The organism is Salmonella bongori NCTC 12419 (genome assembly GCF_000252995.1).
GTDB lineage: Bacteria > Pseudomonadota > Gammaproteobacteria > Enterobacterales > Enterobacteriaceae > Salmonella > Salmonella bongori.
The window spans coordinates 819419-834844 of sequence record NC_015761.1 but is presented as its reverse complement, the minus strand read 5'-3'; the positions used below and the strand labels follow the sequence as shown (position 1 = coordinate 834844).

12 protein-coding genes are annotated in these 15426 nt (G+C 53.7%); 6 read left to right on the top strand and 6 right to left on the bottom strand.

Features of this window, described 5'->3' with window-relative positions:
* The 3 genes from gsiC to gsiA are packed head-to-tail and all read right to left on the bottom strand — an operon-like array spanning position 1 to position 4423.
* A complete protein-coding gene (gene gsiC, locus SBG_RS03855) occupies positions 1-921 on the bottom strand; it encodes a glutathione ABC transporter permease GsiC (RefSeq protein WP_000935938.1) in 921 nt (306 codons plus the stop codon).
* Between the two features lie 59 nt (positions 922-980).
* Positions 981-2519, bottom strand: coding sequence for a glutathione ABC transporter substrate-binding protein GsiB (gene gsiB, locus SBG_RS03850; RefSeq protein ID WP_000191697.1), 1539 nt, complete (start codon positions 2517-2519; stop codon positions 981-983).
* A 32-nt stretch (positions 2520-2551) separates the two neighbouring features.
* The gene (gene gsiA, locus SBG_RS03845; RefSeq protein WP_015702778.1) at positions 2552-4423 is read right to left on the bottom strand and encodes a glutathione ABC transporter ATP-binding protein GsiA; all 1872 of its coding nucleotides are present in this window, start codon (positions 4421-4423) and stop codon (positions 2552-2554) included.
* Positions 4424-4687: 264 nt separating this feature from the next.
* On the opposite strand from gsiA, the gene moeA reads away from it, so the two are divergent.
* Together moeA and moeB are read left to right on the top strand one after the other, a co-directional pair.
* Positions 4688-5923, top strand: a complete 1236-nt coding sequence (gene moeA, locus SBG_RS03840; protein WP_000395774.1) for a molybdopterin molybdotransferase MoeA — start codon at positions 4688-4690, stop codon at positions 5921-5923.
* A complete protein-coding gene (gene moeB, locus SBG_RS03835) occupies positions 5923-6672 on the top strand; it encodes a molybdopterin-synthase adenylyltransferase MoeB (RefSeq protein WP_000829267.1) in 750 nt (249 codons plus the stop codon). The genes moeA and moeB overlap by 1 nt, the downstream gene beginning before the upstream one ends.
* A gap of 48 nt (positions 6673-6720) precedes the next feature.
* Here the strand turns inward: moeB and SBG_RS22800 are convergent, their stop codons facing one another.
* A complete protein-coding gene (locus SBG_RS22800) occupies positions 6721-6864 on the bottom strand; it encodes a hypothetical protein (protein ID WP_153655392.1) in 144 nt (47 codons plus the stop codon).
* A gap of 136 nt (positions 6865-7000) precedes the next feature.
* Here SBG_RS22800 and SBG_RS03830 point away from each other — a divergent pair, with 136 nt between their 5' ends.
* Together SBG_RS03830 and SBG_RS03825 are read left to right on the top strand one after the other, a co-directional pair.
* Positions 7001-7900, top strand: a complete 900-nt coding sequence (locus tag SBG_RS03830) for a glycyl-radical enzyme activating protein (RefSeq protein WP_000576955.1) — start codon at positions 7001-7003, stop codon at positions 7898-7900.
* Between the two features lie 5 nt (positions 7901-7905).
* Positions 7906-10338, top strand: a complete 2433-nt coding sequence (locus SBG_RS03825; RefSeq protein ID WP_000192651.1) for a formate C-acetyltransferase/glycerol dehydratase family glycyl radical enzyme — start codon at positions 7906-7908, stop codon at positions 10336-10338.
* 76 nt (positions 10339-10414) lie between these two features.
* On the opposite strand, the gene SBG_RS03820 is transcribed toward SBG_RS03825, so the two are convergent.
* Positions 10415-11224, bottom strand: a complete 810-nt coding sequence (locus SBG_RS03820; protein ID WP_000217911.1) for a Cof-type HAD-IIB family hydrolase — start codon at positions 11222-11224, stop codon at positions 10415-10417.
* Positions 11225-11481: 257 nt separating this feature from the next.
* On the opposite strand from SBG_RS03820, the gene SBG_RS03815 reads away from it, so the two are divergent.
* Positions 11482-12747, top strand: coding sequence for a DUF1479 domain-containing protein (locus SBG_RS03815; RefSeq protein ID WP_000154963.1), 1266 nt, complete (start codon positions 11482-11484; stop codon positions 12745-12747).
* On the opposite strand, the gene SBG_RS03810 is transcribed toward SBG_RS03815, so the two are convergent.
* On the bottom strand, positions 12714-13874 hold the full coding sequence (locus SBG_RS03810; RefSeq protein ID WP_000333598.1) for a LacI family DNA-binding transcriptional regulator: 1161 nt from the start codon (positions 13872-13874) through the stop codon (positions 12714-12716). The two genes, SBG_RS03815 and SBG_RS03810, sit on opposite strands and share 34 nt — an antisense overlap.
* Positions 13875-14115: 241 nt before the next feature.
* Between SBG_RS03810 and SBG_RS03805 the strand changes: the two genes are divergently transcribed.
* A complete protein-coding gene (locus SBG_RS03805; RefSeq protein WP_000077527.1) occupies positions 14116-15417 on the top strand; it encodes an MFS transporter in 1302 nt (433 codons plus the stop codon).
* Positions 15418-15426: the final 9 nt, after the last annotated feature.

Genomic DNA, 15426 nt, shown 5'->3' with positions numbered 1-15426 from the left:
TCACTTATACCTGATAGCCGGGTTAATGGCAGCATAGAGAACATCCACCACTAAGTTGATAAGAATAAATTCCAGCGAAAACAGCAACACTTCAGCCTGAATCACGGGATAGTCACGCATTTCGACAGAGTCCACCAGTAATCGTCCCAGACCTGGCCAGTTAAATACTTTTTCGACGACAATCGATCCTCCGAGCAAAAAGCCAAATTGCAGTCCCATCATGGTGACCACCGGGATCATCGCGTTGCGCAGGCCATGTTTTAACACCACCCACGTTTCACTTACGCCTTTCGCCCGCGCGGTTCTCATATAGTCTTCGCTCAGGACATCGACAAACGAGGAGCGCGTAAAACGCGCCATCACAGATGCCACCGCCGCGCCAAGCGTCAGGGAGGGCAAAATATAATGTTGCCAGCTATCCGCCCCCACGGTCGGCAGCCAACCCAGCTCAACGGAAAAAATCTGCATTAACAGTATTCCCAGCGCAAAAGCCGGAAAAGAAATACCAGTTACGGCAAGCGTCATACCAACCCGGTCAGGCCAGCGATTACGCCACACAGCGGCCACGATGCCGAGCGCCATGCCAAACAGTACCGCCCATATCATACTGGTTATTGTCAGCCACAGAGTCGGCAGAAAACGGCTGGCGATCTCTTCAGAAACCGGGCGACGGGAAACCATCGACGTACCGAAATCCCCCTGCAAAACATGGGTGATGTAATGCCAGAACTGGAGATAAAGCGGTCTATCAAGACCAAGCTGCTGACGAACCAGGTCGATCACTTGCGCATCGGCTTCCGGACCGGCGATCAGCCGCGCCGGGTCGCCAGGCAACAGATGAACAAATAAAAACACCAACACCGCTACAATCAGCAGCGTGGGAACTAACCCCAGCAGGCGCTTGAGAATATAGTTAAGCATTACACAAACCTTTCACCGGATGGCGGACAACGCCCCCGCATCCAGCCTCATCGCGTCACTTATTGCAAATCTGCATCATCAAAGCTGAAACCGGTATCCGGCATAATCCAGAAGCCGGTCAAATTTTTGCTATGCGCAGAAACCAATTTTTCTACTACCAGTGGTATCCAGGGCGACTCTTTCCAGATAATATCCTGCGCATCTTTGTACAAGCGTGTTTTCTGCTGCGGATCGTGAGTCTTTAACGCCGCCGCCAAATCACTATCAACTTGCTGATTGCTGTAAAAGGCGGTATTAAACTGTGTCGGCGGCCAGTTTTGCGATGCAAAGAGCGGCGATAACGCCCAATCCGCTTCGCCCGTTGACGCCGACCAGCCGGTATAGAACATTCGCACACCACTCTCTTCTTGCCCTTTTCCTTCAACTTCCGCAGCACGTTGTCCGGCATCCATGGCGGTTATTCGCGCTTTAATACCAATCAGCGCCAGTTGCTGTTGAGTAAACTGTAACACTTTTTGCGCAGTGCTATGGTTATGAGACGACCACAGCGTGGTACTGAAACCGTTTGGATATCCGGCTTCTTTCAATAATTTGCGCGCTTTAGCCGGATCGTAAGGCCATGGCTTATAGCTCTGCGCATAGGCTATCGACGGCGGCACTACCCCCGTCGCCGGCGTGGCATACCCGGCAAAGGCAACTTTGACCAGCGCCTGACGATTGATAGCGTAATTCAACGCCTCACGCACCTCAGGATTATCAAACGGCTTCTGCGTCACGTTCATACTGATATAACGCTGCATAATGGACGGGCTGGCGACCAGTTCGAGGTTTTTATTTTTCGCCAGTAATGCGGCCTGCTCATAGGGAATGGGGAATGCAAACTGCGCTTCGCCGGTTTGCAGCATCGCCGCGCGGGTATTGTTGTCGGTGACCGGACGCCAGGTAATAGAGTCCAGCTTAGGTAGGCCCTGCTGCCAGTAACCGGGGAATTTCTTCACTTTTACAAAATCGGTCTGATTCCAGGTTTCAAGCTGGTAAGGCCCGGTGCCGACGGGATGAAAACCAATATCCTTACCATATTTTTCCAGCGCCTTCGGTGAAATCATCACTGTCGCCGGGTGCGCCAGAATATTAATAAAAGCAGAGAACGGCTGTTTCAAAGTAATTTTTACCGTTGCCGGATCGACAACATCCGTTTTCGCGATATTTTTATACAGGTTATAACGCTTGAGGTGATTATGCGGATTGCTGGCGCGATCGAGATTCGCTTTCACTGCCGCCGCATCAAAATCGGCGCCGTCCTGAAATTTCACCCCCTGCCGTAACGTAATGGTATAGGTCAGGCCGTCAACAGAAACGGTATAGCCTTCCGCCAGCACATTTTTTATCTTCATGTCTTTATCCAGGCCAAACAGCCCCTGATAAAATGACTTCGCCACCGCCTGCGAGAGCGTATCGTTGGCATCGTACGGATCGAGCGTGGTGAAATTAGAACCTACCGCCACCACCACATCTTTGGCCGCCAGGGCCGGAAAAGCCGCGATGGATGAGGCCAGTCCCAGCGCCGCCAGCCATTTATGCGCGTAAAATTGCGTCATGTTGTTCTCCTGAAGCCCTACCAGTCTGAATGTTATAAGCGCGAGAGCGCATTATCCTGCAGTGGACGCGCAACATAATGCTCCGGCCCAACCAGCTGTAATGAAACGGCGGGTGTTTCTTCGCCACGTTTACGAATATTGCTGGGTATATCATCTGATAACAGTATGCGCTGCGGTCGGTGTCTGGAGGGATCGGCTACCGGCACTGCCGCCATCAATTTACGCGTATAAGGATGCTGTGGATTTTCAAAAACGGCGCGCCGTGTCCCCATCTCAACAATTTGACCAAGGTACATCACCGCCACACGATGGCTGATCCGTTCCACAACCGCCATATCATGCGAAATAAACAGGTAGGCGATCCCCATCTCCCGCTGTAAATCAAGCAGTAAATTAATGATCTGTCCGCGAACGGAAACATCCAGCGCAGAGACTGCCTCATCAGCAATAATGACTTTGGGGTTCAGTGCCAACGCGCGAGCAATACAAATACGCTGACGCTGACCGCCAGAAAACTCATGTGGATAACGCCAGGCATGTTCAGGACGTAATCCGACACGCTCAAGCAGCCAGGCTACACGCTTTGCCGCGGCATCACTCTGTCCCAGACCGTGAATCCGTAACGGCTCCAGAATGGAATACCCTACAGTCTGGCGCGGATCGAGCGACGCGTAAGGGTCCTGGAAAATACACTGAATATCGCGGCGCAACGGCTGGAGTTTGCTCGCAGGTAGAGTGTCAATGCGCTGGCCGTTAAAGGTGATCTCTCCCTGCCGGGATGCAACCAGTCGCAGCAGCGCACGTCCGGTCGTTGATTTTCCGCTGCCGGACTCCCCCACCAGCGAGAGCGTTTCGCCGGGCCAGAGATCAAAACTGACATTCTCAACGGCATGAACTTCGCGCGTAATGCGGTTAAAAATACCGCTACGTAGCGGAAAACGCGTCACCAACCCCCGGACCTGAAGAATAGGTTCACCTTCCATCACCGTATTTTGTTCAATATACGCGTCATAAGGGGCCGGTTCATCGGCGGAAATCAGCGGAAAACGACGCGGCAGAGCGTAGCCGCGCATCTCGCCCAACTGGGGGACGGCGGCCAGCAACGCTTTGGTATAAGGATGCGCTGGCGCATGGAAGACTTGCGCTACATTGCCGGTTTCCACGGCTTCGCCCTGATACATCACCAGTACGCGATCGGCGATCTCCGCCACGACGCCCATGTCATGGGTGATAAAAATCACACCCATCGACATTTCTTGCTGCAACACTTTGATAAGTTGCAGAATTTGCGCCTGTATCGTGACATCCAGCGCCGTGGTGGGTTCATCGGCAATCAATACTGCCGGGCGGCAGGATAGCGCCATCGCGATCATGACCCGCTGGCGCATACCGCCGGAAAGCTGATGCGGATAACGTGATAAGATCGCCTGCGATTCAGGGATCCGTACCAGGTCAAGCATACGTTTCGCTTCCGTTAACGCCTCTTCATGGCTGGCGCCCTGATGCAAGCGAATAGATTCGGCAATCTGCTCGCCAACGGTAAATACCGGGTTGAGCGAGGTCATCGGCTCCTGGAAGATCATGGCGATATCTGCGCCGCGCACGCGCTGCATCTGCGCGTCACTCTGTTCAGACAGTTCAATCACCTGACGGTTGCGCCGACGCAACAACATTTCACCGCTATGAACATTCGCATCCGCCTGCGTAAGCAGTCGCATTAACGCCAGCGCCGTCACCGATTTTCCCGATCCCGACTCGCCGACAATCGCCAGGGTTTCGCCACGCTTCAGGTGAAATGACAAATCACGCACAGCCTCTATCGGCTGTACCTGGTGGTGAAACGCAACGTTCAGGCCGCTAACGGACAGAACATCGCAGGTATCCAGTTCATCGCTGTGCGGCACCCGCAGCTCCTTATTTCCGGTAAATCCTACGCCGCCCTGGATCGCAATCACTGCTTTACGCATTTCAGGGTCCATTAACGGTGGCGCACAACATTTATTATAACTATCAGAATGGTGGCGAGTTATTCATACGATTTTTGAATATAGAAAGATGAGGATGTTATGTAAAGGCGCAAGGCCGACCGTTAAGACTCGGCGGCATACTGCCCGCCACGGTTTTCTGACATAATAGGTGGATTCGATTTGTTTCGCAGGAGTAGGTTCATGGAATTTTCCGCCGAATTGATGTCGCTTGAAGCGGCGCTGACCCAGATGCTTTCGCGTATTACCCCGCTCACCGCCGTCGAGACACTGCCGCTGGTAAACTGTTTTGGCCGTATTCTGGCAACCGATGTCGTTTCGCCGCTGGATGTACCCGGTTTTGATAACTCAGCGATGGACGGTTATGCGGTACGGTTAGCAGATCTGTCCCTCGATAAGCCGCTACCCGTCGCGGGCAAAGCGTTTGCCGGTCAGCCTTATCAGGGAGAGTGGCCTGCGGGAACCTGTATTCGCATTATGACCGGCGCCCCGATACCGACAGGTTGTGAGGCGGTCGTGATGCAGGAACAAACGGAGCAAACCGATGACGGCGTGCGTTTTACCGCCGGGGTTCGTGGCGGGCAGAATATACGCCGTCGCGGCGAAGATATTCGCCAGGACGCGGTAGTTTTTCCGGCCGGTACGCGCCTGACGGTCGCCGAGCTGCCAGTGCTGGCCTCACTGGGTATTGCCGATGCTCAGGTAGTACGCAAAGTGCGCGTCGCGCTGTTCTCAACCGGTGATGAACTCCAGCTTGCAGGCCAACCGCTGGGCGAGGGACAAATTTATGACACCAATCGTCTGACTGTCCATCTGATGCTGCAGCAGCTTGGCTGCGAGGTCATCAATTTAGGCATTATCCCCGACGATCCCTGTAAGCTCCGCGCCGCATTTCTTGAGGCCGACAGTCAGGCAGATGTCGTAATAAGCTCTGGCGGCGTCTCGGTCGGCGAAGCAGACTATACCAAAACGATCCTTGAGGAATTGGGCGAAATCGCCTTCTGGAAGCTGGCTATCAAGCCGGGTAAACCGTTCGCCTTCGGCAAACTGGGCAATAGCTGGTTTTGCGGCCTGCCGGGCAATCCGGTTTCAGCAGCGCTCACCTTTTATCAACTGGTACAACCGCTGCTGGCGAAACTCAGTGGTAACACTGCCTGTGGCCTGCCACCACGCCAGCGCGTACGGACGGCGTCGCGACTAAAGAAAACGCCGGGACGTCTCGATTTCCAACGCGGGATACTGCAGCATAACGCTAACGGCGAACTGGAGGTCATGACCACCGGACATCAAGGGTCGCACATTTTCAGTTCGTTTAGTCTGGGCAACTGCTTTATTGTGCTGGAGCGTGAGCGCGGTAACGTTGAACCGGGAGAATGGGTGGACGTCGAGCCATTTAATACCCTGTTCGGAGGCCTGTAATGGCAGAACTTAGCGACCAGGAGATGCTGCGCTATAACCGACAAATTATTCTGCGCGGCTTCGATTTTGAAGGACAAGAAGCATTAAAAGATGCGCGGGTATTAGTGGTCGGGCTGGGCGGACTTGGCTGCGCGGCGGCGCAGTATCTGGCCGGTGCAGGCGTCGGACAACTGACGCTGCTCGATTTCGATACGGTTTCTGTTTCCAACCTTCCACGCCAGACTCTGCATCACGACGCAATGGTCGGGCAGCCGAAAGTGGAGTCCGCCCACGACGCGCTGGCGCGTATCAATCCACACATTACCATTACACCGATCAACGCGCGACTGGACGATGAGGCGATGACCAGCCTGATTGCCGGGCATTCGCTGGTGCTGGACTGTACCGATAACGTTAGCGTACGTAATCAACTTAACGCCGGGTGCTATACCGCGAAAGTGCCGCTAATCTCCGGCGCGGCCATTCGTATGGAAGGACAAGTTACCGTCTTTACGTATCGGGAAAACGAACCCTGTTACCGTTGCCTGAGCCGTCTGTTCGGCGAAAACGCTCTGACCTGTGTAGAAGCGGGGGTAATGGCGCCGTTGATTGGCGTGATTGGTTCGCTCCAGGCGATGGAGGCCATTAAACTGTTGGCGCATTATGGTCAGCCCGCTAGCGGAAAAATTGTCATGTACGATGCGATGACCTGTCAGTTTCGCGAAATGAAATTGATGCGCAACCCCGGCTGTGAGGTCTGCGGGCAATAGCCAGAACCCGGCGTGCCATCACGCGCCGGGTCGTGATTCGAAGGGAGATTAAGGCATCAGGGAGTTAGCCCCATCCAGTGAAAGTCCGGTAAATCTCGCAATCAGCACGCTATCCCTCCTCTCTTCCTGCTTAGTCGAATACGCAACATCAGGTAGCACAATACGCTGGTGCGGCATGATCCTGAACGTCATACCACTACCTCAAGCTGTGAGGTTGTACACCATTTAAAAAACACCTCTTTCAGAACTTGCTCTTCCGTTGACGCACATCAAGACAACTTTCATTCGAAAGTAATTTAATCTTTATATGAAATAAAAGAGGCCGTTTATGATCTTCAATATTCAGCGCTATTCTACCCATGATGGCCCCGGCATCCGTACCGTAGTCTTCCTTAAAGGTTGTTCGTTGGGCTGTCGCTGGTGTCAGAACCCCGAAAGCCGCGCCCGCGCCCAGGATCTGTTATACGATGCGCGACTGTGCCTGGAAGGATGCGACCTGTGCGCGCAAGCCGCGCCGGACGTCATTGAGCGCGCGCTAAACGGCCTGCTCATTCATCGTGAAAAACTGACCGACACCCATTTTTCCAGCCTGGCTCAATGCTGTCCAACACAGGCATTAACCGTCTGCGGCGAAATAAAAAGCGTGGATGAGATCATGGCGACGGTACTGCGCGATAAACCTTTTTACGATCGTAGCGGCGGCGGTCTGACACTGTCCGGCGGTGAACCGTTTATGCAGCCAGAACTGGCGGCAGAACTGTTTAAAGCCAGCCATGATGCCGGTATTCATACCGCGGTTGAGACCTGCCTGCATGTTCCATGGAAATATGTAGCACCTTCGCTGCCTTATATCGATTTGTTTCTGGCTGATTTAAAGCATGTCGCCGACGCGCCGTTTAAGCAGTGGACCGATGGCAGCGCCTCGCGGGTACTGGAAAACCTCCGGAAACTCGCCGCCGCGGGCAAAAAAATGGTGATCCGCGTCCCGCTCATTCAGGGATTTAATGCCGATGAGGAGGCCATTAAAGCCATTACCGACTTTGCCGCCGACGAACTGCACGTCGGGGAAATTCATTTTCTGCCCTACCACACGCTGGGCATCAATAAATACCACTTACTCAGTCAGCCCTATCATGCCCCGGATAAACCACTGGATGCGCCGGCGTTACTTGATTTTGCCCAGAAGTACGCCTGCCAAAAAGGTTTAACCGCGACCCTACGAGGATAATTATCATGACCCAACTGAAACTGGACACGCTCAGCGACCGCATTAAGGCGCACAAAACCGCGCTGGTACATATCGTGAAACCGCCGGTCTGTACCGAACGTGCGCAGCATTATACCGAAATGTACCAACAGCATCTGGATAAACCGATTCCGGTACGCCGTGCGCTGGCGCTGGCCCATCACCTGGCGGAACGTACTATCTGGATTAAACATGACGAACTGATCGTCGGCAACCAGGCAAGCGAAGTTCGGGCGGCGCCGATTTTCCCGGAATATACCGTCTCGTGGATTGAAAAAGAGATCGACGCCCTGGCGGACAGGCCCGGCGCGGGTTTTTCCGTAAGTGAAGAAAACAAACGTATTCTGCATGACGTCTGTCCGTGGTGGCGCGGTCAAACCGTCCAGGATCGTTGCTACGGCATGTTTACCGATGAACAAAAAGGGCTGCTGGCGACTGGCATTATCAAAGCCGAAGGCAATATGACCTCTGGCGATGCGCACCTGGCGGTGAACTTCCCGCGACTGCTGGAAAAAGGGCTTGATGGCCTGCGCCATAAAGTCGCCGAGCGCCGCTCACGCATCAACCTGACCGTGCTGGAAGATCTGCATGGCGAGCAGTTTCTGAAGGCGATTGATATTGTGCTGGACGCGGTAAGCCAGCACATCACGCGCTTTGCCGCACTGGCGCGCCAGATGGCGGGCGAAGAGACCCGCGAAAGCCGTCGTAATGAACTCCTCACCATCGCGAAAAACTGCGAGGTGATTGCCCACCAACCGCCGCAGACCTTCTGGCAAGCGCTGCAATTGTGCTACTTCATTCAGTTAATTTTGCAAATTGAATCTAACGGTCACTCAGTGTCGTTTGGCCGCATGGACCAGTATCTCTACCCCTATTACCGTCGTGACGTTGAACTCAACCAGACGCTGGATCGTGAGCACGCTATTGAACTGCTGCACAGCTGCTGGTTGAAACTGCTGGAAGTCAACAAGATCCGTTCCGGTTCGCACTCTAAAGCTTCCGCGGGCAGCCCGCTGTATCAAAACGTCACCATTGGCGGTCAGAATCTCATCAACGGACAGCCACTGGATGCAGTGAATCCGCTGTCTTACGCCATTCTGGAGTCCTGCGGACGTCTGCGGTCTACTCAGCCAAACCTCAGTGTGCGTTATCACGCCGGAATGAGTAACGATTTCCTTGACGCGTGTGTGCAGGTCATCCGCTGCGGCTTTGGGATGCCGGCGTTTAATAATGATGAAATCGTCATCCCGGAATTTATCAAGCTGGGAATCGAACCGCAGGATGCTTACGATTACGCGGCGATTGGCTGTATCGAAACCGCCGTCGGCGGGAAATGGGGCTATCGCTGCACCGGCATGAGCTTTATTAACTTCGCCCGCGTCATGCTGGCGGCGCTGGAAGGCGGTCGTGACGCCACCAGCGGCAAGGTATTTTTACCGCAGAAAAAGGCGCTCTCCGCAGGCAACTTCAACAATTTTGACGAAGTGATGGCCGCCTGGGATAGCCAGATTCGCTACTACACGCGCAAATCGATCGAAATTGAGTATGTAGTCGACACCATGCTGGAAGAGAACGTCCACGATATCCTCTGTTCAGCGCTGGTAGATGACTGTATTGAACGTGCGAAAAGCATCAAACAAGGCGGCGCGAAATATGACTGGGTATCGGGTCTGCAGGTCGGTATCGCCAACCTGGGCAACAGCCTCGCCGCCGTGAAAAAACTGGTCTTCGAACAAGGCGTTATCGGTCAACAGCAGCTTGCCGCCGCGCTGACCGATGACTTTGACGGGCTGAGCCATGAACAGCTACGTCAACGTCTGATTAACGGCGCGCCGAAGTACGGCAACGACGATGACAGTGTCGATACCCTGCTGGCGCGCGCTTATCAGAGCTATATTGATGAGCTAAAGCAATATCATAACCCGCGCTATGGTCGCGGCCCGATTGGCGGCAGCTATTACGCCGGTACATCATCTATCTCGGCAAATGTGCCGTTTGGCGCGGCAACTATGGCGACCCCGGATGGCCGCAAAGCGCATACGCCGCTGGCGGAAGGCGCCAGCCCAGCCTCGGGTACGGATCATCTCGGCCCGACGGCGGTAATTGGCTCCGTAGGCAAATTACCTACCGGTTCGATTCTCGGCGGCGTGCTGCTCAATCAGAAACTGAACCCAACGACGCTGGAAAACGAATCTGACAAACAGAAACTGATGGTGCTGCTACGGACATTCTTTGAGGTGCATAAAGGCTGGCATATTCAGTACAACATCGTATCGCGCGACACTCTGCTGGATGCGAAAAAACATCCGGACCAGTATCGCGATCTGGTCGTACGTGTAGCAGGCTACTCCGCGTTCTTCACCGCGCTATCGCCGGATGCGCAGGACGATATTATCGCCCGTACTGAACATATGCTGTAATCCCGCTGGCGCCATCCGGCAAGATGCCCGAACTGCCTGATGGCGCATCCTTATCAGGCCTACACAGGCCTGATAATCAGAAGGGCGCGGTACCGTCAAGCACGGCCTGAATAACGTTGAGCGCGCCGTGATGGTTATTATCCTCGGTCTGATAACGTGACAGCGCTTTGATGTTGTCTGCGGCATTGCCCATGGCAAAAGAGTAATGCGCCATTTTCAACATTTCTGCATCGTTACCGCTATCGCCAATGGCAACGACATTCTGTGGCGACCGGTTCCAGCGTTTTAACAGACGACTGATGCCGCTAGCTTTATGCAGCCCCGGGATGATCAGGTCGATAAAGCCGAAACCGCTGGTAACAGGCTTCATGATGCCATCCAGAGCTACGTGCAGTTTGTCGATAACCAGCGGGATTTGTTCATCAGGCAAATTCAGAGAAAACTTAAACAGGATATCGTCAATGTCGTGATAATCATTTACTGGTTGCAGGCGGTGATAATGTTTTGCCATCAGCGCCACGAAAGCATCAGGGGCGTTTTCGCTGACATATGCGCTTTTCAGACCGCAGGCGACGAAATTAAGCTGCTTATCTTTTAGCAGTTCGCCAATCACAATACGCGATTCGTGCCGGGTTAATTCCCCATGAAACACTTGCTTGCCGTGTTCGTATACCAGCGCGCCATTTTCTGCGACGAAGGAAATTTCATCTTTCAGTTCGGGGAAAAAGGAGATCAATTGATAGTACTGATTCCCGCTGGCGACCACAAATTCGATATTACGTTTTTTCAGTTCCTGATACTGCGCCATAAAGCGTACGCGATCGTACTGCTTGGCATCGTCGAGAAAAGTGCCGTCCATATCGGTAACGACAACATTAACGGTCATACTTAAGCTCCTGGCTGTCACTGCGACCAGAAACATTTTAATAACAATGTGAGCAGAACCACAAATTTATTTCGAATGAAAAGCAGTTGAACCCAATAAATAACACATAAGGCCCCAGAAGCGCTGTCGGTCTATGTTTTCATCTCATGTCTCTCTGGTGACCACTTTCAATATTTTAAACTTGCATTAACCTAATTTTAACTTAAAGTGTCATATACAATAAAATTCACTTTCGAACGAAAGTCACTGAGGTTGATATGACGATTCCTTTTACCCACGACGCGCTGCCCGCCGAACCGAAAGCAGCCATTCGACAGATGAAGCAGGCGCTGCGTGCGCAAATCGGCGATGTGCAGACAATATTCAACCGCCTGAGCGCCACCATAGAAGCCCGGGTGGCAGAAATTGACGATCTGAAGGCACAGGAGCAACCGATATGGCCGATGATTCCTTTTAGCGAACTGGCGATGGGCAACATTAGCGATGCCACCCGCGCCGAGGTTAAGCGCCGCGGGTGCGCGGTGATTAAAGGTCATTTTCCACGCGAACGAGCACTGGCATGGGACCAGTCGATGCTCGACTATCTGGACAAGAACCATTTTGACGAAGTGTATAAAGGGCCGGGGGATAATTTTTTCGGTACACTAAGCGCCTCCCGGCCTGAAATCTATCCTGTCTACTGGTCGCAGGCGCAAATGCAGGCCCGCCAAAGTGAAGAGATGGCGCTGGTGCAGTCGTTCCTCAACCACCTGTGGCAGACAGAGAGCGAAGGCAAGCGGTGGTTTAATCCGGATATCAGCATAATTTACCCGGATCGCATCCGTCGCCGCCCGCCGGGCACCACGTCCAAAGGGCTGGGAGCGCATACCGACTCCGGCGCGCTGGAGCGCTGGCTGCTTCCGGCCTATCAGCAGGTATTCGCCAGCGTGTTTAATGGCAAGGTCGAGCAGTACGATCCGTGGAATGCGGCGCACCGTACCGAAGTTGAAGAGTATACGGTGGATAACACCACAAAATGCTCGGTATTTCGCACCTTTCAGGGCTGGACCGCGCTCTCCGATATGCTGCCCGGTCAGGGTTTGCTGCATGTCGTCCCTATCCCGGAAGCGATGGCGTATATTCTGCTGCGCCCGCTGCTGGATGATGTCCCGGAAGATGAACTATGCGGCGTCGCGCCGGGCCGGGTGCTGCCGGTTTCACAACGTTGGCATCCTTTACTGATGGCGGCGTTAACCAGCATTCCGCCGCTGGAAGCCGGGGATTCCGTCTGGTGGCATTGCGATGTCATCCATTCGGTTGCGCCAGTGGAAAATCAACGGGGCTGGGGCAATGTAATGTATATTCCTGCCGCGCCAATGTGTGAGAAGAATCTGGCCTATGCGCGTAAGGTAAAAGCCGCGCTGGAGACAGGCGCGTCACCGGCCGATTTTCCCCGCGAAGACTATGAAACCACCTGGGAAGGACGCTTCACGCTGCGCGATCTGAATATTCACGGTAAACGGGCATTAGGTATGGACGTTTGACTGTCGTACAGCCCCTCGCCTGTGACGACGGTGTGCCCTTTACCTGGGCGCACTCGTCGTACCGACTCCCGTACCGCCAGACGCCCATGCAGCAATAGCGAGCCGATGGGCGCATGTGGGCGGATCAGACGCTGTTGCAGCATCTGTACCGCCTCAACGCCCAGCTCGTCACGTGGTACATGGACCGCCGTAAGCGGTATATCCTCAATCGCCGCCAGATTAAAGGCGTCAATACTCATGATTGACATATCCTGCGGCACACGCAGGCCGCGAAGGCGCAACGCGTTAATGGCGCCTGCCGCCATAAAATCGCCGCCAACCAATAACGCTGTCGGCAGTGTTCTGCCATTAACGGCATCCAGCCAGGCACCAACCTTATCTTCCGTTTCTTTCGCGCTGAAGTTACTGATAATCAGTAAATCTCGCTCGTCCTGGAAATCCAGATTGTATTGCCGCCATGCCTCTTTTATACCCGCCAAACGCTGCTCCATCGTGTAGCGGCGCAGGCACATGACGTTCATCACCTGGCGATGCCCCATCTCAAAGAGATAGCGGGCGGCAAAAGCGCCAATCAGACGGTGATCCGGCGCTATTAAGGGCAACCGCATTCGATCGTCGCGACAATTGATCAACACACAGGGCCTGGCGAGATCTGCCGCCAGATCGTGGATATGCGGATCGTCAATGCCGACCAGGATCGCCGCCTGAGTCTCCGGTTCGTTCATCCGGGTCAGAAACAACGCCGGATCGCTGTCATTCTCCTCCAGCGCACAATAACGCAGGCGTACTTCATGGGGTGAGAGCGCTTTACTGATACTTTGGATTACGCGGTAATAAAAAATATCCAGTCGCTCATCAAAGGCCCGCGGCGGCGCAAAAATGATCAAATTGTTAAGCAACATACGACCTGCTGCCATTCCGTCCATCACTCCCAACTCACGAGCGCAGGCCAGTACGTGTTCACGGGCGCGAACGCTGGTATTTGATTTCCCGGCCAGGACGCGCGAAACCGTGCTGGCGGATAACCCGGTACGCGCAGCAATTTCGGCGATTTTCAGCTTCTTTTCCATTTTGTGATCCGCTTCAAATTCAGAAATGAAAGAAATTTCATAGCCCAAAAAACACATCTTGCCTGGCCTGAAAAAGAGATTCGTACCCTACCGTAACGTGCGATGAAAAAACGTGCACAAAACCTGCTTTTCGTGGCTTTTTTACTCTCCTATTGTGAACTGGTAGAACAACTTTCCTCCCGAAGTGGCGGAAGTATTAATAAATAAAACAATAATAATCAAACAGTTAATAAGCGTGGTGTAACAATTTTTCTGATAACTGTTCCGCCACCCCCTATACCATCCAGTGGAGATCGTTATGAGCCAGGGCATCAATAATGATATGGCCGCCAGCAAATCCCGCCGCGTAGTAAAAAATCTACGCTGGTGGATACTGGTCCTCTTTTTACTTGGCGTGACCGTTAACTATATCACTCGCAACTCGCTGGGGATCCTGGCGCCGGAACTGAAAAGCAGCCTTGGGATCACTACCGAACAATATTCGTGGATCGTCGGCGCTTTCCAGCTTGCCTATACCCTGTTCCAGCCGCTGTGCGGCTGGCTAATTGACGTGATTGGCCTCAAGCTCGGCTTTATGATCTGCGCCGGATTGTGGGCGCTGGCCTGCTTACTCCATGCCGGCGCCGGGAGCTGGTTATATCTCGCTATTCTACGTTTTTTTATGGGCGGCGCGGAGGCGGCGGCAACCCCAGCCAACGCTAAAACCATTGGCGAATGGTTCCCGAAATCCGAGCGCCCTATCGCTTCAGGTTGGGCTGGCGTCGGTTTCTCTATCGGCGCGATGTTGGCGCCCCCCATCATCTACTTTGCCCATGCTTCTTTTGGCTGGCAGGGTGCATTTATGTTTACCGGCGTGCTGGCGATGCTGTGGGTCGTACTTTGGTGGCTATTCTATAACTCGCCGGATAAACACCCGAACCTGGGCCAGAGAGAACTGGACTATATCCGCCAGGATGATGAAGCCCCGGCGCTAACATTACCGTTTATCACTGCACTGAAAACGGTCGGGAGAGATAAACGTTTCTATGGGATCGCCATTCCGGCTTTTATGGCGGAACCTGCCTGGGCAGTACTGAGCTTCTGGGTGCCGCTGTATCTGTCAAAAGAGTTGGGTATGGATCTCAGGCAGATTGCTATGTTCGCCTGGCTGCCATTTCTCGCCGCCGATCTCGGTAGCGTTGCCAGCGGTTATCTGACCAGACTCTATACCCGTATTTTCGGCTGCACCCGCGTCAACTCGGTCGTTGCAAGCTCCGTGACAGGCGCATTTTTGATGATTTCACTGGCCATCGTCGCCTTCACCCGGAACCCCTATATCACCATTATTCTCATCTCCATTGGTGGCTTCGGTCATCAGATCATCTCCTGCATGTTGAGCGCACTGGTCGTGGAATCATTCGATAAAGGCCAAATGGCGACCGTTAACGGTATGCGCGGCTCTGCCGCGTGGATCGCGAGCTTCTTGTTCTCCCTGATTATCGGGGTAACCGCCGACAAAATTGGTTTCAACCCACTGTTCGTCGCCATGGGTTTCTTCGACCTGATTGGCGCCTTCTTCCTGATCACTTTTATTGCTGAACGTCGCGCAAAACGCGCCTGAGAGTGGATG